Source organism: Phormidesmis priestleyi ULC007, from assembly GCF_003003695.1.
In the GTDB taxonomy this organism is placed as follows: Bacteria; Cyanobacteriota; Cyanobacteriia; order Leptolyngbyales; family Leptolyngbyaceae; genus Phormidesmis_A; species Phormidesmis_A priestleyi_A.
Window position 1 is genome coordinate 125148 of sequence record NZ_PVWG01000003.1, and the last position, 24503, is coordinate 149650.

The 24503-nt window shown below is 48.5% G+C and carries 23 protein-coding genes; 11 read left to right on the forward strand and 12 right to left on the reverse strand.

Annotated elements, in window-relative coordinates:
- Positions 1-475 precede the first annotated feature (475 nt).
- Both sppA and C7B65_RS04575 read left to right on the forward strand, forming a co-directional pair.
- Positions 476-2272, forward strand: a complete 1797-nt coding sequence (sppA, locus tag C7B65_RS04570; RefSeq protein WP_073069860.1) for a signal peptide peptidase SppA — start codon at positions 476-478, stop codon at positions 2270-2272.
- Positions 2273-2398: 126 nt separating this feature from the next.
- Positions 2399-2641: a hypothetical protein gene (locus C7B65_RS04575; RefSeq protein WP_073069861.1), complete on the forward strand. Its 243-nt coding sequence runs from the start codon at positions 2399-2401 to the stop codon at positions 2639-2641.
- 82 nt (positions 2642-2723) lie between these two features.
- Here the strand turns inward: C7B65_RS04575 and C7B65_RS04580 are convergent, their stop codons facing one another.
- The 6 genes from C7B65_RS04580 to C7B65_RS04605 all read right to left on the reverse strand — a co-directional run bounded on the left by C7B65_RS04580 (position 2724) and on the right by C7B65_RS04605 (position 8718).
- Positions 2724-3146: a type II toxin-antitoxin system VapC family toxin gene (locus C7B65_RS04580; RefSeq protein WP_073069862.1), complete on the reverse strand. Its 423-nt coding sequence runs from the start codon at positions 3144-3146 to the stop codon at positions 2724-2726.
- A complete protein-coding gene (locus C7B65_RS04585) occupies positions 3146-3379 on the reverse strand; it encodes a DUF2281 domain-containing protein (protein ID WP_073069863.1) in 234 nt (77 codons plus the stop codon). The genes C7B65_RS04580 and C7B65_RS04585 overlap by 1 nt, the downstream gene beginning before the upstream one ends.
- A gap of 399 nt (positions 3380-3778) precedes the next feature.
- Entirely contained in the window at positions 3779-4495 is a 717-nt protein-coding gene (locus C7B65_RS04590; protein ID WP_073069864.1) for a DUF4145 domain-containing protein, read from the reverse strand.
- A 189-nt stretch (positions 4496-4684) separates the two neighbouring features.
- Positions 4685-5233, reverse strand: a complete 549-nt coding sequence (locus C7B65_RS04595; protein ID WP_073069865.1) for a Uma2 family endonuclease — start codon at positions 5231-5233, stop codon at positions 4685-4687.
- A gap of 65 nt (positions 5234-5298) precedes the next feature.
- Positions 5299-8403, reverse strand: coding sequence for a phosphoenolpyruvate carboxylase (gene ppc, locus C7B65_RS04600; protein WP_083582721.1), 3105 nt, complete (start codon positions 8401-8403; stop codon positions 5299-5301).
- Positions 8404-8472: 69 nt separating this feature from the next.
- The gene (locus C7B65_RS04605) at positions 8473-8718 is read right to left on the reverse strand and encodes a hypothetical protein (protein WP_073069867.1); all 246 of its coding nucleotides are present in this window, start codon (positions 8716-8718) and stop codon (positions 8473-8475) included.
- 402 nt (positions 8719-9120) lie between these two features.
- On the opposite strand from C7B65_RS04605, the gene C7B65_RS04610 reads away from it, so the two are divergent.
- The gene (locus tag C7B65_RS04610; protein WP_073069868.1) at positions 9121-12159 is read left to right on the forward strand and encodes a hypothetical protein; all 3039 of its coding nucleotides are present in this window, start codon (positions 9121-9123) and stop codon (positions 12157-12159) included.
- Between the two features lie 264 nt (positions 12160-12423).
- Positions 12424-13470 (forward strand): fatty acid desaturase, encoded by a 1047-nt coding sequence (locus C7B65_RS04615; RefSeq protein WP_073069869.1) that lies wholly within the window; start codon positions 12424-12426, stop codon positions 13468-13470.
- On the opposite strand, the gene C7B65_RS27325 is transcribed toward C7B65_RS04615, so the two are convergent.
- Positions 13445-13681, reverse strand: coding sequence for a C2 domain-containing protein (locus tag C7B65_RS27325; protein WP_143162010.1), 237 nt, complete (start codon positions 13679-13681; stop codon positions 13445-13447). The two genes, C7B65_RS04615 and C7B65_RS27325, sit on opposite strands and share 26 nt — an antisense overlap.
- Before the next feature lie 106 nt (positions 13682-13787).
- Between C7B65_RS27325 and pipX the strand changes: the two genes are divergently transcribed.
- The 5 genes from pipX to proC all read left to right on the forward strand — a co-directional run bounded on the left by pipX (position 13788) and on the right by proC (position 17168).
- Positions 13788-14054, forward strand: a complete 267-nt coding sequence (gene pipX / locus C7B65_RS04620; RefSeq protein ID WP_073069870.1) for a transcriptional coactivator PipX — start codon at positions 13788-13790, stop codon at positions 14052-14054.
- Entirely contained in the window at positions 14054-14752 is a 699-nt protein-coding gene (locus C7B65_RS04625; RefSeq protein ID WP_073069871.1) for a YggS family pyridoxal phosphate-dependent enzyme, read from the forward strand. Before pipX ends, C7B65_RS04625 begins: the two co-directional genes overlap by 1 nt.
- 452 nt (positions 14753-15204) lie before the next feature.
- Positions 15205-15411, forward strand: coding sequence for a hypothetical protein (locus tag C7B65_RS04630; RefSeq protein WP_106253937.1), 207 nt, complete (start codon positions 15205-15207; stop codon positions 15409-15411).
- Between the two features lie 298 nt (positions 15412-15709).
- Positions 15710-16321 (forward strand): cell division protein SepF, encoded by a 612-nt coding sequence (locus C7B65_RS04635; protein WP_219898351.1) that lies wholly within the window; start codon positions 15710-15712, stop codon positions 16319-16321.
- Positions 16230-17168: a pyrroline-5-carboxylate reductase gene (gene proC / locus C7B65_RS04640; RefSeq protein WP_244913163.1), complete on the forward strand. Its 939-nt coding sequence runs from the start codon at positions 16230-16232 to the stop codon at positions 17166-17168. The genes C7B65_RS04635 and proC overlap by 92 nt, the downstream gene beginning before the upstream one ends.
- A gap of 4 nt (positions 17169-17172) precedes the next feature.
- On the opposite strand, the gene C7B65_RS04645 is transcribed toward proC, so the two are convergent.
- The 3 genes from C7B65_RS04645 to hpf form a co-directional block, all read right to left on the reverse strand.
- Positions 17173-17595 carry a DUF1824 family protein gene (locus tag C7B65_RS04645; protein WP_073069873.1) on the reverse strand — a complete coding sequence of 141 codons (423 nt, stop codon included), beginning with the start codon at positions 17593-17595 and terminating at the stop codon, positions 17173-17175.
- Between the two features lie 384 nt (positions 17596-17979).
- Positions 17980-20043, reverse strand: a complete 2064-nt coding sequence (locus C7B65_RS04650; RefSeq protein ID WP_073069874.1) for an elongation factor G — start codon at positions 20041-20043, stop codon at positions 17980-17982.
- Between the two features lie 390 nt (positions 20044-20433).
- Positions 20434-21081: a ribosome hibernation-promoting factor, HPF/YfiA family gene (gene hpf, locus C7B65_RS04655; RefSeq protein WP_073069875.1), complete on the reverse strand. Its 648-nt coding sequence runs from the start codon at positions 21079-21081 to the stop codon at positions 20434-20436.
- A gap of 238 nt (positions 21082-21319) precedes the next feature.
- On the opposite strand from hpf, the gene lipB reads away from it, so the two are divergent.
- Positions 21320-22009 carry a lipoyl(octanoyl) transferase LipB gene (lipB, locus tag C7B65_RS04660; RefSeq protein WP_073069876.1) on the forward strand — a complete coding sequence of 230 codons (690 nt, stop codon included), beginning with the start codon at positions 21320-21322 and terminating at the stop codon, positions 22007-22009.
- Positions 22010-22017: 8 nt separating this feature from the next.
- On the opposite strand, the gene C7B65_RS04665 is transcribed toward lipB, so the two are convergent.
- On the reverse strand, positions 22018-22614 hold the full coding sequence (locus C7B65_RS04665) for a hypothetical protein (protein ID WP_073069877.1): 597 nt from the start codon (positions 22612-22614) through the stop codon (positions 22018-22020).
- A 363-nt stretch (positions 22615-22977) separates the two neighbouring features.
- Between C7B65_RS04665 and C7B65_RS04670 the strand changes: the two genes are divergently transcribed.
- A complete protein-coding gene (locus C7B65_RS04670; RefSeq protein ID WP_073069878.1) occupies positions 22978-24213 on the forward strand; it encodes a DNA double-strand break repair nuclease NurA in 1236 nt (411 codons plus the stop codon).
- 10 nt (positions 24214-24223) lie between these two features.
- On the opposite strand, the gene C7B65_RS04675 is transcribed toward C7B65_RS04670, so the two are convergent.
- Entirely contained in the window at positions 24224-24502 is a 279-nt protein-coding gene (locus C7B65_RS04675; RefSeq protein WP_083582723.1) for a Uma2 family endonuclease, read from the reverse strand.
- Between the last annotated feature and the right edge of the window lies 1 nt (position 24503).

The following is a 24503-nucleotide window of genomic DNA, read 5'->3' on the forward strand; positions in this document are numbered from 1 at the left end:
CTTCAATCAGGTTTAGCTTGACTCGGATCTTGCACCAGTCTTAACGATTTCCCGCTCACCCGCCCTGAATTAAAATTCGGGCTAATCGCCAAAGTCCTCTCAAGAGGACTGAGCCAACCTTTTAACCCATTTCAATGGGTTTGAGCTACGAGCCAAGAACTTCAGTTCTTGGCGGTTGTTGCAAAAGGTGCAAGATTTAAGTTGAACCAGTCACTTGTCAACTTCTCAAGGCTTCAGCAGTGCAAACAGAAACCCCTGAAATAATCGCCACAGTTCTCAATCTAACAAACTATTTTTAGGAGCTGAGTGCGTAAATCCGAACTCGCCAAACATAAAGCTAGCGCCATAACACTAAGTGTGGGTGTCTAGTAATTCGTAAGAGCGTCTAGCATGGAAGGACGATCGCAGATTCGCTCTTGAGATACTTGCGTATACGATCGCAGACCTACACAATTTCACCCTTCACTCTATTTCTATGCGTGACTTTCTCAAACACACTTTTGCCACCCTATTGGGCATTTTCATTTTTCTAGGTCTGAGCGTCGGCGGATTGCTATTTTTAGTGATTGCCACTGCCTCCAAAGACACCGGGCCGCAGGTGAAGGATAAATCAGTGTTGGTCTTCGATTTGTCTCAAAACATCACCGACTCCCGCCCATCTTCTTCGGCTCGTGAGATCGTCAGTGGTGCTCTCTCTGGCGATGAAACCGATACGATTACGCTTCGCACCGTTTTAGACACGATCGACCACGCCACCCAAGATTCTAAAATCATTGCTCTTTATCTTCATGGCAGCAGCGGCAATAATGCTTCTGGCTTTGCCACGCTCAAAGAAGTCCGCAAAGCGTTGACGCGTTTTAAGGCAACGGGCAAAAAAATCTATGCCTATGATGTCGATTGGCGAGAACGCGAATATTATCTAGCATCTGTGGCAAACACGATCGCAGTTAACCCGATCGGGCAATTAGAGATCAATGGTCTCAGTTCTGAAAGTATGTTTTATGCAGGCGCGTTGCAGAAGTTTGGTGTGGGTGTGCAAGTCACACGAGTCGGCAAATATAAGTCAGCCGTCGAGCCATATTTGCTGACCAAGCGCAGCCCCGCCAACAAAGAGCAAACCGAAAAACTCTTGGGTGATTTGTGGAGTGAATTTCTCGCAACCACCAGCAAAGACCGCAAAATGACCGTTCAGCAGGTTCAGAAAATTGCCGATAGTCAGGGCATTCTGAGTCCACAAGACGCGCAGAAGAAAGGTTTGGCAGATAAGGTTGCCTATTCTGACGAGATATCAGCAGAGCTTAAAACTTTGACGGGTGAAGACGAAGAGAATAAATCCTTCCGTCAAGTTACCCTCAAAACCTACGCCAAAATTGCCGAAGATCACCCTAAAAAGCGCAACGCCAAGCAGCAAGTTGCAGTGGTCTACGCGGATGGTGAAATCGTCAACGGGCAGGGCACAGCAGGACAAGTCGGCGGCGATCGCCTAGCTCGACAACTCCGAGATCTGCGCCTCGATGACGACGTAAAAGCAGTGGTGCTGAGAGTCAATAGCCCTGGCGGAAGCGCGACTGCCTCCGAAATTATTCAGCGAGAACTTGTGTTGACTCGCAAGGTCAAGCCCGTTGTCGTGTCGATGGGCGACGTGGCAGCATCGGGAGGCTATTGGATTTCGACTTATGCCGATCGTATTTTTGCCGAACCGAACACGATCACAGGCTCGATCGGGGTTTTTGGGTTGCAGCCCAATATTCAAAAGATCGCCAATCAAAACGGACTGACTTGGGACGTGGTTAAAACTGGACGCTTTGCCGACAGTCAAACGATCAGCCGTCCCAAAACGCCCGAAGAATTAGAACTGGTGCAGCGATCGGTCAACAAAATTTATGATCAGTTTTTGACCAAAGTCTCTGACTCTCGCAAACTCCAAAAGTCAAAAGTTGCCGCGATCGCTCAAGGGCGAGTTTGGTCAGGCAGCGAAGCAAAATCGCTGGGTTTAGTAGACGAGTTGGGCGGGCTAGAAGATGCGGTTAAAGAAGCCGCGAACCGTGCAAAACTTGGCGACGATTGGCAGCTAGAAGAATATCCTAAAACCAGCACCCTAGAGGAGAAACTCTTGGGTCGGTTCTTGGGCGGTGACGAAACCAAAGCAACTTCTAGCGATCCATTCACTGACGAGTTGAAAAAAATTCAGGCAGATCTCGCTTCTCTTCGCTCTATGAACGATCCCAAGGGCGTTTATGTGCGGCTTCCGTTTAATCTCCGAGTCGATTAAGTCTTAGATTGAGGTTACTGATTCAACATTGCGACACCCCAACTCTCGATCGGTGTTAAAACCGATCCGGTAAATGGGCAAATTAGAATGAATTGATCTTGTAGTGTCGCGATTTGTCATCAACCCATGGGTATAAAAAAACATCGTTCCTTCTTGTTAATCTTGCTTTGCAGTACTGCGGGTGTGATTGTAGGCGGAACCGCTAGCTGGGCGGAAAGTAGTCAATGTTTGCAGGCAAAGGTGCTGACTAATCAGTGCCTCATTCAAGACCCGATCGTCAAAACGCTAGAAGGAATGGCAACCGGAATGATTGCAGGAGTCGGCGCAGGAGCAGGAGCCGCCTGGAATGCTAGGCGACCCTCTAAATGAGGACGATTAGGAAATTATATCTGTAGGCCAATAATTATAAGGGTGAAGCATTTCGATCGATGCTTCGCCTTTAAAAGTCAGTTTACGGGGTGCTTGGAGCAATGACGGAAATTGCTTGGTTCTTGTGTTTGCGGTAAATGTAAAAGTCGCTGTCGAGAGTGAGAATGGGACTGTCGGGATAGAGTTCGGCAAGGCGAACAAGACAGGCATCGGCAAGGGACATGGGGACGGAGCGGTATTGGGTCAGCAGGGTTTGCAGAGCGATCGCTTCATCTTCTATTCGCAAGGGCATTTGAATGAGTTCGTCGGCGATGAGGGCGAGAATAGTAGCTTCTCCAGAAGGTGTGTTTCGCAACAGGAAGCAGGCTTCTGTGATGACGGCTTCACAGGTGATGACGGGGGATGGGACGCGATCAAGTTCGGCAACCGCCCAAGCATGAAACTGATCCTGGGCTTTCAGAGAAGCAACTAGCGGACCTGTGTCTAGTAGGACTGGATGGCTCATTATTCTCCAAAGCCTTCCATATATTGCGGGTTTGTAGACAAGTCGGATGGCCCACCGTCTAAGGAGCCGATGTAGTGCTGGGCGGCAACAGCGAAGGAACGGGGTGGAGTGACTGGGGTGAGGCTATTTTGTCGCTGTTGACTCAGAAATAAAACGAAGTTGAGGACTTCTTGTTGTTGTTTGCTGGGAAGGGTGCGGAGATGCTCTAGAACTTGTTCTTCGATTTGGGGCATGGGTGTTTCTCCTGATGTGGATGTTCATTGGTTTAACTTCTAGCTTTCTAGAATTGTAAAAGCTAATGCCAAATACAGCCTCGTCGATCGTGCCGAGTCACTTACGAGAATTTGTTTCTCCTCTAATTTTGACGGCGATCGTGATTCAAGAGTGCTGAAGAATTAGCCTTACCTACAACATTAAACCTTTCTCGATCGTTGGGAACTGAGAGCAACTTATCCTGCAACTTCACCGTAACTTCTCAACCACGTCGCCATGAATAATCTAAGACAGCATAATAATGAGTGGTTGCGCGGCTCAATTTCAAACGAAGCGAGAAGTCTCCCGATCGTCGCAAAATAACTAAGTTGGAGTATTCCCCAAGCGGGTTCTCGGCTTTGTACTGATTTGATACTGCGTCATACAGATTTGTTTAATGTAGAAGCGTCTTTCAGTTTTGAGATTATTTCAAGTACAAGAAGGTACTGAATTACAGCGAAACGATCTGCGGTTCCCAAGGACTTCAGCGAACGACACTTGTATTCGCGTAGGTCAATAGTGAACCAGTCAGCACCGTCTCTATCGAGAAGAAAGCGATACCCTTCAGGAAACTCAAAGTCTTGATCAGAAAGGATTTGCCGCAACTGCTCTCTGGGACGTGGATCATCAGGGTCCCATTCATCAAAAAGAGGAAAATCGCCGTGGGTTGCTCTATTACGAAGATCTTTAACCACTCGCATTTTATTGATCAAATCTTGCGAGTAGATATTTAATTGACCGAGGGCTTTTATGGCTGCATGAAATGAACATTCATCAGTGAGCTGATGTAAAGTAGCTACCGATGTTCCTTCTTCCAAATGAATTGAGCGTCCTCTAGCTTTGAAGATTTCAACGCTATAACCCTTTGCAACCAAGCAAATTATTTGGTCGTAAATTGCTCTTAATAAAGCTTCGCCAGCGACAATAATTGAGGCGCGTGAACATCCTGAAAGATAAGCATGATAAGCCTCAACAAAAAGCTTTGCAAACTGCTCCTTGTATGGAAAGGAGGGATGAGTTTCAAGGTAAAAAGCAACTACAGAGTCGCCAGCCCACGGTAGTATTTCCCTGCGAACTGTTTCTAAATTTTCTTGCATACCAAAACCTGTAATTCTGCTTTAGTAACTCTCATACACCTCACAGATCACTTGAAGAAATTTAACTCTGAGCGCCAACAGATCAGCTAGTCTAGCTACCTTAACTCGCCTTTGCTACCGCGTCCGCGATCGACAACCTCTTCAGCGAGATCAACACCGCATCATCGTGGGCGATCGCTCTCTAACTCTTCACAGTATGGAATTAACCGAAATCTCTACATCAGGAAATGCCAAAAGCACGATCGTCCCTTGAGTCAGCCTCTCTACCGACTGATAATCCTCATTCTGCGGATTGCGATAGACGATTACGTGGCGATCTTTGAGATTAATCACCCAGTAGTCTTGAATCCCCGATCGAGCATAGAGCTTGCGTTTTGCATCCGTGTCCTTGGCTAGACTGGAATAGGCATATTCGATCAATAGATAAACATTTTCTGGATAGGGATGACGGGTTGCATAGACCTCACCCAGCGCCTCCACCACTGCAATGTCTGGCTCCGGTTCTGAAACAGCCTCCGGCAGCGTAATCGGCTTTGCGTCTCGAACCCATGCCCGATCACCCAATTTTCGCCGGAGTAAGTCCGCTGATGTCGTATTCCGATACGCATGTTCAGGACTTTCCGGCGACATTTCGACCACTTCCCCATTCAAGAACTCAACTTGTCGATCGAGTAAAACGCCAGCATTAATCATCTGGTGATACTCATCAAGCGCCCATTTAGCGAGAGTGATAGTCATAGCGCTCACCTATGAAATGAGTGTCTATATGATCTGATGCTTACCTCGTATCGCATACCAACTTATCAGCCTGTGTTTCTCATTCCGGCGGCGATGCCGTTGATGGTGAGCAGTGCGCCCCGCAGCAGTTCGCCTTTGCTGTAGCGCGATCGCACCACACCCGCCGCTGCAAATGTTTTGTGTTGACGGAGGCGTTTGAGCAACGAGACTTGCAGAAATCCGAGCGGCACGATCGTGCCATTGCGAAGCTGTACCGATCGCTGCAATTCTGGGTCGCCGTCTAACAAACGCTTGTGTTCAGTAATCGTCAGCACCAGTTCGCGCGTCAGGTAATACTCACTGAGAATCTGTTCATAAACGGGCGCAAATCGTTCGCGATCTTCGGGTTGAGTTAATTCACTCACATAGTGCCCTGCAATTTGCAGATCAACCTTTGAGAGCGTCATTTCAACTTTTGAGATCGCCATTTTAAAGAATGGCCATTTGAGATAGAAGTAGCGGAGTAATTTCAAGTGTTCTTCGGGATGATCTTCTAAAAAACTTTGCAGGGCGGTTCCGACTCCATACCAAGAAGGCAACAGAAAGCGGCTTTGAGTCCAGCTAAACACCCAAGGGATTGCTCGCAGACTTGACAGATCTTTCTTGCCACCGCGACGGGCAGGTCGAGAACTGATTTGGAGTTGACTGATCTCCTCGATCGGGGTGACTTGATGAAAGAAATCAATAAAGTCTGGCTGTTCATAAATTAGACTCCGATAATGAGTCCGCGATTTTGCTGCCAACTCTTCCATAATCTCGTGCCAGGGCTGAATGTCGTCAAACCCAGTTCGCAACAAGCTTCCCTGAATCACAGCAGTTGTCACGGTTTCTAAGTTGAACAATGCTAACTCTGGGAGAGAATACTTCGATGCCAAGACTTCGCCCTGTTCGGTAATCTTGATCCGCCCGTTGACGCTGCGACCGGGCTGCGCCAAAATCGCCTCGTAAGCAGGGCCGCCGCCGCGACCGACCGAGCCGCCGCGACCATGGAAGATTCGTAGAGCAACCCCATGCTGGTCAGCAATGTCTTGCAGCGCTTGTTGGGCCTTGTGAATTTCCCAGTTGCTGCTGAGAAACCCAGAGTCTTTGTTGCTGTCAGAATAGCCCAACATCACTTCCTGCAATGAGACGCTGTGCAGAATCGTGGATGTGTCTTTGGGTTTGTCGATCGCTCCCTCTTCAGGCGGTGCAAAGCCGCCTGACAGCATCGATCGATAGAAAGGAAGCTGAAAAATCTCTGTCAAAACAGAAGGCGCTTTGAGCAGATCTTCGACCGTCTCAAACAGCGGCACCACTTGCACAGTGCTCACCCCGGTTGCGGGGTCATAGAGTCCGGCTTCTTTTAAGAGCAGCAAGACTTCGAGCATATCGCTGACATCGTGGCTCATGCTGATGATGTAGGTGCGGCAGATGTCGAGTCCAAATTCTTGCTGGAGCTTTCGCATCATGCGGAAGGTGGCGATCGTTTCCCGCGCTTTTTCTGAGAAGGGCAACTCAGCCGGGATCAGCGGTCTGCGAGTCTGAAGCTCGGTTGCCAGCCAAATGGTTTTTTCGGACTCTGACATCTCGTTATAGGATTTGGGCAACACCTGGAGATAGTCGGCAATCTCGTTGAGGGTGTCGGCGTGGCGAGTGCTTTCTTGCCGAATGTCGAGGTGTGCCAGGTTAAAGCCAAAAATTTCGACCTGACAGATCAGATGATCTAAATCGCGGCAGTTTAGTCCAGTTTCAGACAAGTTACGCTGGATTAGCCGCAGTTCTGCGAGAAAATTTTCGCCAGTACGGTAAACGATCGCTTCGTCATATTCAGGAATCTCTTGGGGAAGTGGATCGCTGTTATACATCTGCTCATTGCGAACCAGCGTATTTCTCAGCCGCTTTTGAATGTAGGACAGCTTTAAGCGATAGGGTTCTTGACGATAGCGAACGGAGAGTTGCTCATAGACATCGGGCATCCGCTGCTGGTCTTGCTCTAACGATTCCAGCAAGTCGGGCAGCACATCGCTCCAGTGCAAAGACAGACTCAGCAAATCGATCAAGCGATCAAGCGACTGAATATATTTTTCTAGCACCATGCGCCGTTGATAGCAGGCGGTTTGCCAAGTGACTTGAGGCGTGACAGAAGGGTTGCCGTCACGATCGGAACCCACCCACGAGCCAAACTGACAAAAGTTATAGCGGGGCATCTGCATCCCTGGAAATGAAGAATGCAACCCTTGCTTTAAGCGCTGATAGAGGTGAGGAATCGCGTCAAACAGCACCTCTTGGAAGTAGTGCAGCGTGTAATCGACTTCATCGAGGACGGTGGGCTTAAATTGGTGCAGTTCATCGGTGCGCCACCAGAGGCGAATTTCTTCGGTGAGTTGATCTCGCAGTGACTCAGCTTCCCAGGAAGAAGAAAGCCCCATTGATTTGAGGTTGTCTTCGACGCGATCGAGTTCTCGCAAAATCTTGGCGATGCGGCGCTGCTTGTCGCGAATGGTGTGACGCACAATCTCGGTCGGGTGTGCCGTAAACACGAGCCACACGTCTAGCTGATCAATCAGCCGTTGAATCTGCTGAGGTGGCACGTTGAGCCGCTTGAGCTTAGGAAAGAGCCAGTGAAACGTCCCGACTTCTCGCCGCAGGTTGCTCTCGTGCATACTCTTTTCAAGCAAATCGGCTTCTAGGCTAGAGGTCGTCTCAGGCGATTGACCGTAATCATGCTTGACATTTGACGAAGGCGCTGCTTCACGAGCGGCCCGATATTGCTGCTGCTGATCTCGCTGCTCGTAGTGCTGTTCGACAATATTGATCAGTTGAAAATAAAGGGCAAAGGCCCGAGCCGCCCGAATCGCCTCATTGAGATCGAGCTTTTCGACCACTTGCAGCACGTCTGACTCGGCAAAAGTCGTTGCTTGACCTTCGGGCGAACACATCTCGCGCAATTGGTTAAGCAGATCGACCAGTTCTTGACCGCACTCCTGGCGCAAAACCGCTTCCCACAGATCTTCTACGATTTTGAGACGATGGCGAAGAAAGAGGTCAGAGGTAAACACTCCGATATCATCTGATGACATAGCTGACACTGCGTTCGCTTCTGTAGCGATTCTGGAGGAGGATTCTTCGGGAGAGGGGCGGGTCGAACTCATAAAGCGGTTCCAGCAGAGATACTCAATAATTTTACGGGCAAATATTCAATCCTAATAGTCGCGAAACATTCAATCCGTATAATTTGTATCGGAGGAGCGTTCAGCCGTTGGCAAATTGAACTCTAAGATCGGGAGACGATCGCCCCGAAAGATTTCTTCACTCAGCGATCCGAGTTCGCGTAACCCCTCGGCTAAAGCTCGGACTCCGACCATACCTGCCAGCACTGGCAATGCCACCAGTCCGATTAAGACTTCAGAATCTAAGCCGAAACTAGAAGGCTCGATCGGAGAAACTTTTTGATCAGAAGATTCCATAGAGGCTGCTCAAATAAACAGTTGAACGTCAAAGCGTCTTAAATCAGATTGTCGAAACCGCTAAATTCAGGTTCAATTTTTTAGTAAATGGTCATGATTCTACGTTTTTAGACTAGAATCTCTAAGATTTCAGTCTGAAAACGACAAAAGCCGCCGTATTTTGAAGCTAGGGAGGATAGAATTGCCCGATCAGAAGCAGCAGAAAGCGCCATGTCGCTCTTCAGAGCTTAGATCGATCGCAGTTCTGTGCGTCTACTCATGCATTATATTTAGCCTAGCAAGTTTATGAATTTAGAGCCTAAGTTGTTAACCCGTTTTTAACTTGATTCGTCAACTTTTGTTTACCCTATCAAATCTAGAGAGCGAAACGAGTCGTCCCTACCACAAGGAATTCCGCTTCTGATGTTGAACGTACCTGAGCGCCCGCCGTCTTCAATAAAACCAGCAGAAACCAGACTCAGTTTGGTGCAGTGGCTTGAGCAGGTCATTGACTCGCCGCAGGTGCGTGTGCAGGTGCGGTCGCGGGGTAATAATCTCTATATTTTGTGTGAAGGTCAGACTTGTCCGCCCCGATCGCCGCTGTTACTTCGCGTCGTTCAAGCGCTTGCCAAGACGAATTTAGAGCGCTTTATTGCAGATGATCAGCCTCAAGTCTATCAAGTTTTGCTTTATGGTCGGGTGCTGGGTCAGCCTCACCCTGATTGGGCAGAGGTGATTTATCTCAATCAGATCGATCGCTATCTAGAAAAGCTGCAAAAAGTCCCGGCGCGATCTGTCAGTCTGACCGATGACACTCCAAGCTCTTCACTCGCGATCGCCAATATTCGACTCGCAAAACAGGGGCGACCGGACGCGATCGCTCGTTATTTAAGTGAGTCGCTCAATAGTTTAGGGGTGGCGGTTCGAGCTAGTGTAAAAACCATTCCGTCAAAAGATGGTGAATTAGACCACTCGCGTCTCTGGGTGATGTGTGAGTCTGCCTACAGCCCTGATGCGTCGCTGATGGCGGAATCGATCGCTCAAAAACTGCGAGATTTAGAGCTAACTGGGTTTGAATCGGCGATCGTGTTTAGCCAAGTTCATGGAGAGCTTCAGCCTGATTGGACGCTGCGAGTCGATCTAACTCCTCCCGATGAGATGCTCAAAGCGTGGGCGCGATGGGGTGACCCCGCCGCAATTTCTCGGCTCCTCGATCGCACGTTCGATCAGCAGATTCACGCCTCTGCAACGCTTAAAGACACAACCCTTCATATCTCGTGCGTGGGGGAGAATGCGCCCGATCAGAGACGAGTCATTGCCGCAATCAAGCTTTTGTTAGAGACGATCGCCCCCCAAGGCATTCAATCTGCCGCCGTTTATGGCGTTGAAGCTCCCACTGATTCCTCTAAACTTCAACCCTCGGAACCTGATAGCCCTGCTTGGGTTGAGTGGCTCAATTTGCCTGCCTCAATTCACCCTGCTTTGTCAGACTCGACTCATTGGCTGGCAGAAAAAGGAGACATTCCCGCGATCGCGTTTTTGCTGAGTCGGTTGCTTAACCCCGATCTCGATCGCCAACTTGCCACAGGCGGCATTCGCATTCAGGTGCGGCAAAAAGAAGATCTCCTGCATATCATGGCGGATGCGCCGCTCTGTCCGCCTCAAAATCGGGTCGGAACGGCGATCGCTCGGTTCCTTAAGCCACTCGATATTCCGGGTGTTGCTGGGGTAAGAATTTATGGACGCAGAGCCGGACAAGCCCGACCCGCTTGGAGCTATGGGGCTGATTTTGGGTTTCGCGATCGCATCGTGCCTGCTGCGACTCCAGAGTTTGCTGCCTCAGATGAATATGTGGGCGATTTGCTAACGGAATCGGGCGAGTTGACGCGGCGACCTGACCTGACTGCTGACGATCTGCGAGTTGCCTTAAATCGACTGCTCGAATCAATGCAGGGAATTTTGACGCGATCGCAGCTATTCGTCGTGGAGACTCCGAGCCATCGATCGCTAGACGCAAAACCGAGAATGGCTCAAAACACTAAACTCGCGTTGGTGTGGGGCACGCTCGGTCTATTGCTGACGGTGCAATCTGATTGGATTTTGGGGCAACTGCTCAAGCCAAAAACTGAGCCAAAGCCGACTGCGATCGCCACTGTGTCTCCGGCTCCAGTTATCTCGGATGAGATCACATTGCCTCAAATCTCGCTTCAAAAACCTGGCATTGGTCGCGGCGACGCATTTAATGGATCTGGCTTTACCCAGTCGGGGCAGACAGTGCTTTCGACGGATGATCCGAGTCCAACACCTGCGATCACGGGGGCACCCACTGCTAAAGCGCTGGCGGCGGCTCAACTTCAGCAAAAAGCTGTGGTTGACGCGACTCGATCGCCCTATCCGACGTTTAACGCTCGTCAACTTGATGAAAAGCTGGTTCTCTATCGTCAATATATTGAGAAATCAGGCGCTCCTGATGTTTTGGTGGTGGGCAGTTCTAGAGCCATGCGAGGCATCGATCCCGCTGCGTTACAGCAAGCATTGGCGGCACAAGGCTATCCCGGTTTAAAGATCTTCAACTTTGGCGTGAACGGGGCGACTGCTCAAGTAGTGGATTTGATTGTGCGTCGATTATTACCTGCCGAAAAGATGCCAAAGCTGATCATTTGGGCAGATGGCTCACGCGCGATTAACAGTGGGAGGGTCGATGTCACCTACAACGCGATCGCCGTCTCCCAAGGCTTTAAAAAGATTCCGATCGATTCGTCATCGGCGATCGCCTCTGCCCCAACGCCTCCTGAACCTGAGTCGTCTGTAACAACTTCGTTAGGCACGATTTCGTCCACTAACTCAGTCGTGGCGGACAGCTATCAAACCGTCAACACCTGGCTAAATCAATCATTGGCAAATCTTTCTAGCACTTACGATCAGCGAGAATCTCTTAAAACACTGTTCCAGCGTGGAGTCGCCTCTGGATTCAAATCCCATCCTAACTCTGAGCAAGACACTGACCTGACCATTTCTCAAGACGGACAGGGGTTAATCGATGTCAATGGCTTTTTGCCGATTTCAAATCGCTTTAATCCGGCAACTTATTATCAGAAATATTCTAGAGTAGCGGGCAATAGTGACAGTGACTATGCTGATTTTCGACTAGAGGGCAGGCAGTCTGCGGCGATCGCCTCTTTAGCCGCGTTCACGCAATCGCAAAAAATTCCTCTGGTGTTTATCAATCTCCCCTTGTCGGGGGAATATCTCGACTCAGTGCGTCGAAACCACGAGCAAGCCTTCCAGCAATATATGCTCCGCACTTCTGCTGAATTAGGGTTCACCTACCGCAATTTGGCTGAAGAATGGAAAACCGAGCATGATTTCTTCTCTGATCCCAGCCATCTCAACCGCTACGGAGCCTTTGCAGTGGCTAATCACATTGCAAAAGATCCTTTGATTCCTTGGGCAAAGCGTTGATTAATTATTGCCAAAAGGTTTGGATGGGTAATCGCACCTCGACTTAACAAATTTTCGACAGAGCGTTATCGAATTGTGATATAACGATTAAGGTTTTGTTACAAACAACACTGCATTGCTTCTAGCTAAGGATAGATTTCTGAAGAAATTTGTCTGTTTAGGGTGCGATCGTGTCCACTACTAAATCGTTGGGAAAAGACCTGCTCACAGCTAGGCAGGTTTTTGTTTGCGTTCCGAACACTACTCGGAGGAAAAAATCAATTCATGACAGCATTGACCGTCCAGCCTCAGAACACGATTCTCGATCTCACTGATTCAAAGCTCCGTCTCAAGGATATTCTTAAAACCCTACCCCGCGAAAGCTTTCAGCGTAATAGGCGAAAAGCCTGGACGATGGTGCTGGTCAACGTTTTGATGGTGGGTTTAGGCTATTGGGCGATTCAAGCATCTCCCTGGTTTTTACTCCCTTTCGCCTGGGTGTTTACGGGCACTGCCCTCACCGGATTTTTTGTGATCGCTCACGACTGTGGGCACCGATCGTTTGCCAAGCGCAAATGGGTCAACGATCTAGTGGGTCACATTTTTATGGCACCGCTGATCTACCCGTTTCACGGCTGGCGACTTTTGCACAACACCCACCACACTCACACCAATAAGATGGATGTGGACAATGCCTGGCAGCCTTTCCGCCCCGAAGACTATGACGAGTTTGGCATCGTCAGACGCGTGGGCTATCGACATATGCGAGGTCGTTTGTGGTGGCTGGCATCGATTTTGCACTGGGGAGTTGTTCACTTCGATCTGTCGCAATATGAGCCAAAAGATCGCCCCAAAGTGAAAGTCTCGATCGCGGTTGTTGCTGTGTTTGCGGCGATCGTGTTTCCAACGCTAATTGCAACGACGGGAGTTTGGGGCTTTGTCAAATTTTGGCTGTTGCCCTGGCTAATTTATCACTTTTGGATGAGCACCTTCACCCTGGTGCACCACACGCTGCCCAACATCCACTTCTCTGAGCCAGAAGACTGGGATGAGGCGCAAGCGCAGCTATTTGGCACCGTTCACTGTGAATATCCGTTTGGGGTTGAGTTTCTCTGCCATCACATTAACGTTCACATTCCTCACCATCTCTCAACAGCGATTCCGTCTTATAATTTGCGACTCGCCCATCGCAGCTTGCAAAAGACGTGGGGCAGTTCGCTGCAAGAGCATCGCTTTTCCTGGAAGCTGATGAAGCAGATTACGGATCAGTGCCATCTATATCACCCAGAATCTGCCTATCAATCTTTTAAGGATTATCAGGGCAAGCGGTGATTGTGGGATTGGCGATCGCAGTTGACTGACTCAAAAAAGTGCGAAATCTGGCAGCAGGACTCCAGTTTCGCGCTTTTGCTTTTTGTAAATGCGGGTCGATCACAGCTATAAACGGCTTCATGATGCCATGCAGTGTACATTTATAATCTGTTATGTCTGCTACAAAAAATACTGTTTTTAGCTTCCATAGCGCGATATTAGAACGAACCAAGCCCCTACTACTTCCAAAGTTCAATATATTTACTACAATTTGTTATTCACCTCAAATCGACTGATTTAAATCACACCCTCTAGATATCCTGTCGAGCCAAGTCTGAATGAGCACTGAGACCTATCTAAATCACCCTACGTTTGGGTTGCTGTTCAGAGTGTGTTTGGTAGAAGAAAAGCGAGAGCTATTCAGCACACTCTATGCCCAGCGCCTCTTTTTTGTCGCATCAAACGATTCCGATGGCATTGAATTTGAGCCAATCAACCGCACCGAGGCTAAAGTGCTAGTCGAAAACCGTCTGCGAATGCTGCGTCGAACTGGCTTATCTAAGGAGTACGATCAGCTTCAGGTGATTCACAAACGCACGTTTTGATGATTGATGCTATTGATTTTGATCTACTAAGAGATCGAATTGTCCGATTTTGTCAGACTGTTCCCGATGGCGTTCGGGTGGTTGCAGTCACTAAGCAAGTTTCGGTTGAGGCGATGCGGGTTGCTTACGCCTCTGGTCTGCGTGATTTTGGTGAAAATCGCATTCAAGATGCTGAGATTAAACAAGCTCAACTCGCCGATCTTCCTGATATCACCTGGCACCTGATCGGTCATCTGCAAGCTAATAAGGCAAAAAAAGCCCTAGAGCAATTTCAGTGGATTCATTCAGTCGATAGTCTCAAACTGGCGCAGCGACTCAATCAACTTGCGGCCGATCGCCCCCAAAAGCCTCAAATCTGTCTGCAAGTTAAACTGCTCCCCGACCCCAATAAGTTTGGCTGGACGGAACCAGAGTTATGGGCTGACCTGCCTCAACTGGGCGATTGTGAGCATTTGCAGATTCGAGGATTGATGACGATCGCGCCTCTAGGTCTGAGCGCTACAGAAATTTTTGATCTTTTTGTGCGAACTCGCGAACTTGCGGTTAAAATTCAACAACAAAATGTACGGAGACTCTACCTAGATCAACTCTCAATGGGCATGTCCGAAGATTATTTATTGGCAGTCCAAGCGGGAGCCACTATAATTCGACCCGGACGGATATTATTCGGGGATTTGAAAGTCAAGCCTGACGAGTGAGAGGTCTAGCCCCTCAGCCCCTTTTAGGCTAAGATTTCGATTCGGTGTTCCCACATCTGAGGAAAACTGTCTACCTACTTTAAAGGGCAAATAACTGAATAGAGCGGAAATGTAGTAAGTAACATCGCGAGTAAATGCGGTTAGATAGGTAGTAACAAACACTTCTGTATCGGTAACTAACTGACGATAGTCGTTGGCTTACAAACTACCTACTATCAACCGAAGTGTTTTCAGTTATGGGTTACAGAGGCTTTCTGAACTTTTTCTAAAAAAAGTGTTGGATGTGATGAAAAGTGATATCTTAATTACCCATCATGGCTAATTTCGATTGAACTTTTAGCGAAAAAAGCGACAGACTTGAGGTTTCAAGCTAGTTCAAAAAGTTCAGACAAACTTAATTTATCGTCCTGCATTTTTCAAGACAATGTTGAATTACAACTTTGACTTCTGCAATGTTGAAACTAGCCTTGATTGTGTTAGTCAGGCACGAGCAAGGTGTCGCTTTAGAACCCCGTTTTATCGTTAGCCTCTCAGCGATCGCTGGCGGCTTTATGAGCAGTAATCACCTGCAATCCAGTTCGATATCTATTTTATGGAGAGGCGATATACAAGGGTTTGCGGTGCATCTAGGGCGATCGGGTGTAAAAAATAGCGATTGACTGGTTCAATTTTTAAACCACCCGATACAATAGCGTCTGAGATTGAAAGAAAAAATTATGGGGCTTTCAATTTCGCGAACTAGATGTATACTGTTTATTCATAAATTCTAAACAGTAATTGTGATAAGCTTCCTGAGTCGCAAATCGAAACCTTAATTCTTAAATTAAGCGCAAAGATATTGGCTCGAAGTTTTATTTCCCTCGTTTAACTAAAAACTGAGTTTAGCTACATTGGCTACTCTCTGATCAAAACTGCTTTGCCAGTACACCCAATTGAAGTCGTGATGGAGCTTGAATCGTGAATATCTTCAGTAAACTACGGGATTTTGTGGGCTTGAACGAACAAGTGGACTACGAATACGAGTATGACGAAATGGATGGACAAGAGTATCAAACTCTTTATCAAGAAGAGAATCCGGCTCCTGCCCCGATCGCCGATGAAGAAAGCCGTGCTCGTCGTCAACGGTTCCGCGATCGCGCCGCCATTACTCCCGAAACAACCCCTATTGCAACAGGTGTGAGCAACAACAGCATGAACAACGTCATTGGAATGCCCGGAGCCGCCAACGGTATCTCAGAAGTTGTGGTGATGGAACCCCGCACCTTTGAAGAAATGCCCCAAGCGATTCAAGCTTTACGCGAACGCAAATCAGTTGTGTTGAATCTGACGATCATGGACCCTGATCAAGCGCAAAGAGCGGTTGATTTTGTGGCAGGTGGCACCTACGCGATCGATGGTCATCAAGAGCGCATCGGCGAAAGCATCTTCCTCTTCACGCCTAGCTGTGTTCAGGTCAGCACTCAAACGGGTGTGATTCATGAAGTGCCTCAACCTCAGCCTGCACGCCCCGCACGTCCCGCAGCCCCAACTCCTGCATGGGCAGCCGAGCCAGTCAGAGCGGCTCAATAATTGGGTGCAGGGATCATTAACTTTGGGGACTGATTTGTCTACTAAATTTGGAATGATTGGCGGCGGGATGATGGGGGAAGCTCTGTTGTCCCGTCTTGTCGTTGAGCAGGTTTATTTGCCCGATGACATGGTGGTGAGTGAGCCACAGGTCAAGCGGCAGGAGTTTCTGGCGCAGCAGTATGGTGTGCAGGTCACAGGTGAAAATCGTTTGGCTGCAAACGCGATCGAGGTACTCTTTCTAGCCATCAAACCCCAAGTCTTTGAGCAAGTTGCGGTTAGTTTATCGGCACACGATCGCCATCCAGCAACCTTAGTGATCTCAATTCTGGCAGGAACACCTCTCAAGACTTTAGAATCGGCATTTCCAGGACAGCCAGTGATTCGGGCGATGCCAAACACTCCAGCAGCCGTTGGAGCAGGAATCACGGCGATCGCCGCAGGTCAACACGCTCAAGCTCACCATTTAGAACTTGCCCGACGCATCTTAGAAACCGTTGGCGAAGTGGTAGAAGTGCCAGAGTCGATGATGGACGCTGTGACCGGACTTTCTGGATCGGGCCCTGGCTATGTGGCGTTAATGATTGAAGCGTTAGCAGATGGCGGGGTCGCGGCTGGACTGCCGAGAGCGATCGCGATGAAGCTTGCCCTGCAAACCGTGCGCGGAACGGCTCAACTGTTGCAAGAAGAAGGCATTCACCCTGGCGAACTCAAAGATCGCGTCACCAGTCCAGGGGGGACAACGATCGCGGGGATCGCTGCGTTAGAAAAGTCTGGCTTTCGATCGGCAGTGATTGAAGCCGTGAGAGCGGCGTGGATGCGATCAAAAGAATTGGGACAGAAATCCTGAAGATCTAGACATCAAACAGGTCGATCGGTAAATGTCCAAAAGTCTCGTTGATGTCGTCGTCGTAAGCAGACTGACAAGAAATCAACACGCCTCGATGCTTGCCTGTGTAAGGTTCTGCGTGGCAGCGTCCCGTTTTGGGATTGTATTTGATATAGACAACGCCATCTGTAATGGGCACAGCCTCTGGTCTTTCGTCGCGGCCTAATGCCGCTAAATAACGGTGAAGTGCTTGTTGTCCTTGCGCTATGCTATCGGTGCAAATTCCAAAAATTTGAAAGTCGGATCGATCGACGACTAAAATTAAGGCTTCTCGCACGATCGCATACTCCAAGTCAGGGCTAGAAGGTTCACGATCGAGACAGATAAATTGTCTGAGAAGTTCTTGTGCTTCTTGTGCAGTCAGATTGGTGGAAGCTTGAAAAGACATCGGTGATTAGAGATGAAGGTCGCGAGAAAGAGTCTATCGTGGTTTGAGTCTAGTTTGAAAAGGTCGGAGAAAGTGTTGTAGTTTGAGGTGCAGTAGTCTAACCAAGATTTATCGTGCCACGAATCTTTGACAACATTGAACTGAAGTTGTTGCCCATTTTGCAGGAAACTCTTAAAACTGCAAAACGAGCGGATTTCTGTGTTGGCTACTTTAATTTACGGGGCTGGCGACCACTCGATTGCCTAAAATAATCTGCACTTCTTCACCAGTAGGAAGAGAGCTAGGGTACGGGCGAAGTAATTTGTGCAGGAAGTCTAATATCGCACCTGTCAATGGGCACGGCAGTGCCATGCCCTTACGATTCTTAGGAAATGAGCAACTTAATTAACGTGATTTTCCGTTGTGGTTTCCATTGCTATTCCCGTTAGCTGATGACTGCAAAACCCGTTCTGCTAATTTATCGGGCACTTCTTGCAGATGATCATCTTCCCAATGAAAATAGCCTACGCCCATCGTTAACGATCGTAGCTCCACAATTAGATCGTGCATTTCAGCCTGGGGCAAAAGCGCTAACACTTCATCCCAGCCGTGCCAATCGGCTTTAGCGTCATAGCCCAAAATCTGACCCCGCCGACCACTTACCAGCCGCAGCACTTTTGAGGTGAAATCAGTCGGGATGGAAAGCGTGATTCGCACGATCGGTTCTAACAGCACAGGTTCGCACTTAACCAACCCGTCTTGCATTGCCAATCGCGCTGCTTGTTTAAACGCTTGCTCAGAGCTATCAACGCTGTGATAGGAGCCATTGGTCAAAGTCACCGCCACATCGACCACCGGGAAGCCGAGGGGTCCATGTGCTAGATATTCTCGAACGCCCGTTTCAACGCCCGGAATATATTGCCGGGGAACCACACCCCCGACGATCGTCTCAGCAAACTGAAAGCCTTCGCCGCGAGTCATCGGCTGAATGTCGAGATAGACATCGCCGAACTGTCCGTGCCCGCCCGTTTGGTGCTTATAGCGTCCGTGAGAGGTTGCCTTTTTGCGAATGGTTTCTTTATAGGGCACCTGGGGCTGATGAGTAGACATCGGCAAATTATATTTGCGCCGTAAGCGATCGAGGGCAACTTGCAGATGAATATCGCCCTGACCTGAGAGAATGATTTCGTGAGTGTCGCCGTGCTGATGCCAGTGCAGCGAACAATCTTCCTCTAACAATTTGGCAAGGGCACCTGTGAGTTTTACCTCGTCATTGCGGTTTTCGGCATTGATTGCCAGCGCGTAAACAGGTTCCATTTGCTCGGCTCTGGGCAATTCAGCGGCGTTTTGAGCTTCTAGACTGGTGAGCGTGTCGCCCGTCTTGATGCCCTCCATACGTCCGAGTGCCACGATTTCACCTGCCTGAGCCGTTTGCAAACTCTGCTGTTGTTGACCACACAGACGATAGAGTCCGCCGACCCGAACCCCATTCAGCACTGCGCCATCGTGGATTGTGCCTTGCCAAACCCGCACGAGTGAAAGCTTTCCGCCTTGAGGCGTATAGTAGGTTTTGAGCACTTGGGCGATCGGAGCACTGTCATTGAGAACAATTCCGCGCCGCTCTGCGGTAGTTTCAGGGTCGGGCGCTTCTCGCAATAAAGCTTCTAACAAAGGACGAACGCCAAAATCTCGATCAGCGCATCCCACAAACACAGGCACAATTAAATCCGCGCCCAGTTCCATCTTCAAGTCTTGAATGATTTCTTCGTGAGGCGGATTGATTTCTTCAAGCAGTTCTTCTAGTAGGTGATCATCGAAATCGGCTAGGGTTTCTAACATCTCTGATCGGGCAATTTGCTCTCGCGCTTTCAGCTCTTCAGGAAATGGCACCAGATCGGCAGGCGCACCCGGATGATAATGGTAGGCTTGCTCAGTGACTAAATCAATAAATCCTGTCAGGCTTTCGCCTTGCCCGATCGGATATTGATGCGGCACTAACGGACGGCTAGAAATTGATTTCAGCGCTTTTAACACTTGCATGAAATCGATATCGGCGCGATCCATTTTGTTGATGAACACGAGATGGGGAATCTCCCAATCATCCAAAAACTTGAACAGCGGGGCAAGATTGAGGACGCGATCGACGATCGGTTCACACACAATCACAACCGCATCCACACCAATCAGCGCGTTGTAGGTTTCTTGAGCAAACTCGATCGAGCCAGGGCAATCAAGAATCGAAAAACGAACGCCGCCATATTCAAAACTGGCGGCGTTAACTTCAATGCTCATCTGGCGATCGCGGGCTTCTAGGGCACTGTCGCCAACGGTGTTTTTATCAAGCACAGTGCCTTTGCGAGACGTGGTTTTAGTCACCCACAATAAGCTTTCTAATAGCGTTGTTTTTCCACTTAAGTAGGGCCCTACGATCGCAATGCTTCGAGAACCCGATGATAGTCTATCGCTCATAACATTCCTCCTGATCAAGAGTAATAGATGATGAACTGCCAATTAAAATCAGCAGGGTTTGAGCGATTGATTGGCGAAATCTCTCGTTATCCGAATTGGATTAAGGAGTTGTAGAGGTTCACGTTATTAAGCTTAGAAGAAGACTATCCTTATTCCCCGGATCGGTCAGCCAGTAATTTTCGCAAACCCTTTGTGAGGGTCAATCAACCTTCAGCTTTGTTGAGTGAGAACTGATAGATTTGAATTATCCAATCGCGAACTTGAACTTAATCAAAACATCCTTTTTTCTTAAGAAAGTGGCTCGTGAATTGCAGCGATCGCAGCTTCCTTTCTTGAATCTAGGCATCAACAACAGTGAGGGCGAATAGCATTCGCCCTCACCAAATCTAACTAAACCTTAAAGCTTTCTCGCTCGGAAACAGAGTGATTGGCTTTGCCATTTTTGCCATTGTGATGAGTATGACCATTGTTGTTGCGAGGTTGAATGACTCCATAGCCGCCGTGATTGCGATCGTAAATCACGTTAATCTCGTTGGTTTCAGCATTGCGAAACATATAGAAATCATGATCGACAAGTTCTAACTGCTCCATTGCTTCTTCAACCGTCATGGGTGGCATCGCAAAATACTTGGTTCGCACCACCGTGGGGGGAAGTTCGGGAGTGCGATCGAGTGCCAACGTCACGACAGGCTGCTGGTCGCTGAGACTCTCCTCAGCTTTGAGGGTTTCGTGACGTTTGTCAAAGCGCTTCTCTTTATATTTGCGGAGTTGTCGAGCAATCTTGTCAGCTACAAGGTCAATGCTGGCGTAGAGGCTTTCGCTCCCTTCTTCGGCACGAACGATCGTACCGTTGGCATAAATCGTGACTTCAGCAATTTGTTGGGGGTTGATTCGAGGGTTGCGGGCGACTGACAAATGCACATCTACCTCGGTTGTAAGCGTTTGAAAGTGGTTGACTGCCTTCTCAATTTTTTGGTCGACATACTCACGAATCGCATCAGTAATCTCGATGTTTTTGCCATGAATGACAAGCTTCATAAAAGCGACTCCCCTGAAGTTTTGGGTGTTGTGTTTACCCTAACACTTTGTATCTTGGCAAACAGACCTCCTTCAAAATGTTTTGCATCCCTTGATAATTCTTGACTAAATCTGATGGGATTCCTACTAAAGTTAACGTGATTTCCACTTGATTTTTACTGCTTTTTGTTGCACACTAGAAAGCGGCTCAAAAACGTAAGAGTTCACCCGATTGGATTGATACCTTTGATCGCCTTTTGTGGATTTTTTTGCGCCCGTTAACTCTGCTTCTACTCGCTGCTGTCTGCTAGAAACTAAAGGCTTAGTGCCTTACTTAGAAGCCTGGGCCTGGCAACAATGTTTGGTGAGCGATCGTAAACTCAACCCTAAGCTAGATGACGTTCTCATTCTGTTAGAACATCCGCCTGTTTACACATTAGGACAGGGTGCAACTACAGAATTTCTTAAGTTTAATTTGGCTCAAACTGAGTATGAACTACATCGCATTGAGCGGGGTGGTGAAGTGACTTATCACTGTCCGGGGCAGTTGGTTGGCTACCCGATTTTGAACTTGCAGCACTACCGCAAAGATTTGCACTGGTATTTACGGCAATTAGAAGAAGTGATTATTCGAGTGCTTGCCGTTTATAGATTAGAGGGAACGCGCATTTCGGGGTTAACAGGTGTTTGGGTGGCTGGGCGAAAAGTGGCGGCGATCGGCATCAAGGTCAGCCGTTGGATCACTATGCACGGCTTTGCGCTGAATGTCTGCCCTGATTTAGAGGGGTTCGATCGCATTGTTCCCTGTGGCATTCCTGATAAGCCTGTGGGCAGTTTGGCGCAATTTGTCCCTGATATTACGATCGAGCAAGTGCGCCAAGAAGTCGCGATCGCATTCGCAGAAGTGTTTGGCGTGAAGCTAGTCCCTACTCAAACAGGTGGACTATAAACATTGTTCTACTCGGTTTGAACTAGCTTTGCAGAGTAGATGTGCCACGATCGCTCGTCTGAGGCTCCATCTACGAGCGATCGTCGCAAAACATAAGTTCCTTTAAAGTGTTGAACAGTTCGATTTTGAATCGTTGCCGTTAGCGTCACCGGAACCGTGACATATTGCGAACCTGCTGCACCTTCTACTTGACTCGGTTCGCCAATCTTGACTTGAGTAGATGCCGTTTCTGCAAAGCCATTTTTGAACGTTTCAAAGGTTTGATGGCTGGCTGATCCGTTGTCTTGCCAGGTGCGGTAGGCTTGCTCATAGTCCCGGCGATCAATGGCATCGTAATAACGCTGAATGACCACAGCAGCATCCTCAGATTCAGAACTGTTGGCTTGAGGTGAAGCCTTTAACAAGGGAGTCGGAGCCGTATTGGTTTGCCGATTAGGTGATGCGTTGGCTTGGGGTGAAGTCGTTAAAGAGGGAGTCGGAACCGGGCTGGTTTGTAGGTTAGGTGATGCACGACTGTCTCGAAGTTCTGAATTCTGAATCGAGCTACAGCCTGACATCCAGCCAAGCACCAAAACGCTGATAATAAGAAAGTGAGGGTTCTTCATTGGAGGGTTTTTATTGAGAAAACTTTCTCGTCGATCGAGCCGATTGTTTTGTATTCGTAGATTTCAAAAATAGTACTTTCATCTACTCTATTAGACACATGTCTCAGACAGTCAGTTCCGCACTAAAAAATACAATTGATTGAGTCTCCTTCTACAGAAACACGGTCACTATATCCTTAGAAATAGAGTGTTCAGTTTCCAAATGAGTTAATAGCTCAATGATCAGTAAGGTTACAATTTTGGAAACGCAGTAAAATTTTGATTTAAGAAAAAATACAATGCTGAAGTTTGATGAATTATTTGCTGAAGGTTTGACTACATAATCGAAGCAGGTATGCTATTGGTGAGACACTACGCAAATTCATGCTTGATCTGACAAAACTCGCGCAGCAGATGCAGGGCATTAGCCAACATCTTACCGTCGAAGCAGTGGCAACTCGGCAGCGATTAGAACGCGCCCAGTTTTTGATTGAGCAAGCTCGATCGCACCAAGACGAATTAGTCGAACTTCAAGAAACTTGGCGCGATCGGATGATCTTCACGGCTGCCACTCCGATCGAGCCTCTTGATACTTACCTCGATATCAGCGCGGCCCCGGTGGCGCACACGGCGATCGCCACAGATGGCTCTCAAATTGCCCCCAGTCACCACGAGATCGCCTACTGCTATCTAATCAATGTCGGGCGAATTGTCTTGCACTACGGTCAAAGCAAACTGCCGCTTTTAGACAGCCTTCCCGAAGTGTTTTATCGCCCTGAAGATCTCTATGTCTCTCGTCAGTGGGGCATTCGCACCGAGGAATGGATGGGCTATCGCCGCACCGCTTCCGAGACGACGATGTTAGCAGAGCTTGCCAGTGCGCTCAATGACGAAGGGAGACGGCTGCAAATGCGCCAACAGGGAAGCCTTTCAACTCAACCCTCCTTCATTGCTCATCCATCAGTGGCGATGGTCGATGGCTCTTTAATTCACTGGTTTTTAGAGCCGATGCCTCACGAAGCGAGAGATATGATTCTCACACCTATTCTCAAAGCATGGGATCAGTTACGATCGCTCCGCGTCCCTTTAGTGGGGTATATCAGCGCGTCTCGCAGTGGCGAAGCATTGAATTTTTTACGACTGCAAACCTGTCCTTATCTGGCTCCTGACTGTGGCACTCACTGCGCCGGAAAAACGGAACGTCCGCCTTGCCAAGTTCTCGATCCGCTCAAAGACACCGCCCTCTGGGCAAAGCTTTTAGAACCCGGACAGCGCAGCCCACTCTGGCGCAGTTCTGCCAAAATATTAGATTTGTATGGTGAACACACGATCCACTTTTGCTATGTGAATGTCGGCAGCGAGATCGCTCGTGTTGAAGTTCCCGCTTGGGTCGCGCATGATAAACAACTCTTAGATTCAGCTTTAAGTCTGACGCTGGCACAAGTTCAGAAAGGGTATGGCTATCCAGTCGCGTTGGCAGAGGCACATAATCAGGCAGTGGTGCGAGGGGGCGATCGTTCTCGTTTCTTTGCATTACTAGAACAACAAATGATCCGGGCAGGTTTACGAAATGTGGGCACATCTTATAAAGAAACTCGCAAACGCGGCAGTATTGCCTGAGTATCTTGGATTAAAGGAAGAAGCAAGATATTGGGCAGGTGAAATTAGGGAGCAGTGGTGAGGTTAATCGATCGTCATCCAACAATGTCACTACAAGCTTGAGCATTGCCTGCTGGTGGCGATACACTTCCACTTGTTGCAACTGCCAATTGAGAATCCAGTATTCTTGTACACCTCTGGAACCATAGAGCTTTAGTTTGGCTTCTCTGTCACGTTGTTCATGTGCTAACCCCGGAGACAAAACCTCGATCGCTAAACAGTCTAGATTCTCAATGGTAGTCAGATTCATA

Excerpts from the sequence above, each read along its gene's own strand:
- sppA (WP_073069860.1), top strand. The coding sequence starts at position 476 with ATGCGTGACTTTCTCAAACACACTTTTGCCACCCTATTGGGCATTTTC.
- C7B65_RS04575 (WP_073069861.1), top strand. The coding sequence starts at position 2,399 with ATGGGTATAAAAAAACATCGTTCCTTCTTGTTAATCTTGCTTTGCAGT.
- C7B65_RS04580 (WP_073069862.1), bottom strand. The coding sequence starts at position 3,146 with ATGAGCCATCCAGTCCTACTAGACACAGGTCCGCTAGTTGCTTCTCTG.
- C7B65_RS04585 (WP_073069863.1), bottom strand. The coding sequence starts at position 3,379 with ATGCCCCAAATCGAAGAACAAGTTCTAGAGCATCTCCGCACCCTTCCC.
- C7B65_RS04590 (WP_073069864.1), bottom strand. The coding sequence starts at position 4,495 with ATGCAAGAAAATTTAGAAACAGTTCGCAGGGAAATACTACCGTGGGCT.
- C7B65_RS04595 (WP_073069865.1), bottom strand. The coding sequence starts at position 5,233 with ATGACTATCACTCTCGCTAAATGGGCGCTTGATGAGTATCACCAGATG.
- ppc (WP_083582721.1), bottom strand. The coding sequence starts at position 8,403 with ATGAGTTCGACCCGCCCCTCTCCCGAAGAATCCTCCTCCAGAATCGCT.
- C7B65_RS04605 (WP_073069867.1), bottom strand. The coding sequence starts at position 8,718 with ATGGAATCTTCTGATCAAAAAGTTTCTCCGATCGAGCCTTCTAGTTTC.
- C7B65_RS04610 (WP_073069868.1), top strand. The coding sequence starts at position 9,121 with ATGTTGAACGTACCTGAGCGCCCGCCGTCTTCAATAAAACCAGCAGAA.
- C7B65_RS04615 (WP_073069869.1), top strand. The coding sequence starts at position 12,424 with ATGACAGCATTGACCGTCCAGCCTCAGAACACGATTCTCGATCTCACT.
- pipX (WP_073069870.1), top strand. The coding sequence starts at position 13,788 with ATGAGCACTGAGACCTATCTAAATCACCCTACGTTTGGGTTGCTGTTC.
- C7B65_RS04625 (WP_073069871.1), top strand. The coding sequence starts at position 14,054 with ATGATTGATGCTATTGATTTTGATCTACTAAGAGATCGAATTGTCCGA.
- C7B65_RS04630 (WP_106253937.1), top strand. The coding sequence starts at position 15,205 with ATGTTGAAACTAGCCTTGATTGTGTTAGTCAGGCACGAGCAAGGTGTC.
- proC (WP_244913163.1), top strand. The coding sequence starts at position 16,230 with ATGAAGTGCCTCAACCTCAGCCTGCACGCCCCGCACGTCCCGCAGCCC.
- C7B65_RS04645 (WP_073069873.1), bottom strand. The coding sequence starts at position 17,595 with ATGTCTTTTCAAGCTTCCACCAATCTGACTGCACAAGAAGCACAAGAA.
- C7B65_RS04650 (WP_073069874.1), bottom strand. The coding sequence starts at position 20,043 with ATGAGCGATAGACTATCATCGGGTTCTCGAAGCATTGCGATCGTAGGG.
- hpf (WP_073069875.1), bottom strand. The coding sequence starts at position 21,081 with ATGAAGCTTGTCATTCATGGCAAAAACATCGAGATTACTGATGCGATT.
- C7B65_RS04665 (WP_073069877.1), bottom strand. The coding sequence starts at position 22,614 with ATGAAGAACCCTCACTTTCTTATTATCAGCGTTTTGGTGCTTGGCTGG.
- C7B65_RS04670 (WP_073069878.1), top strand. The coding sequence starts at position 22,978 with ATGCTTGATCTGACAAAACTCGCGCAGCAGATGCAGGGCATTAGCCAA.
- C7B65_RS04675 (WP_083582723.1), bottom strand. The coding sequence starts at position 24,502 with ATGAATCTGACTACCATTGAGAATCTAGACTGTTTAGCGATCGAGGTT.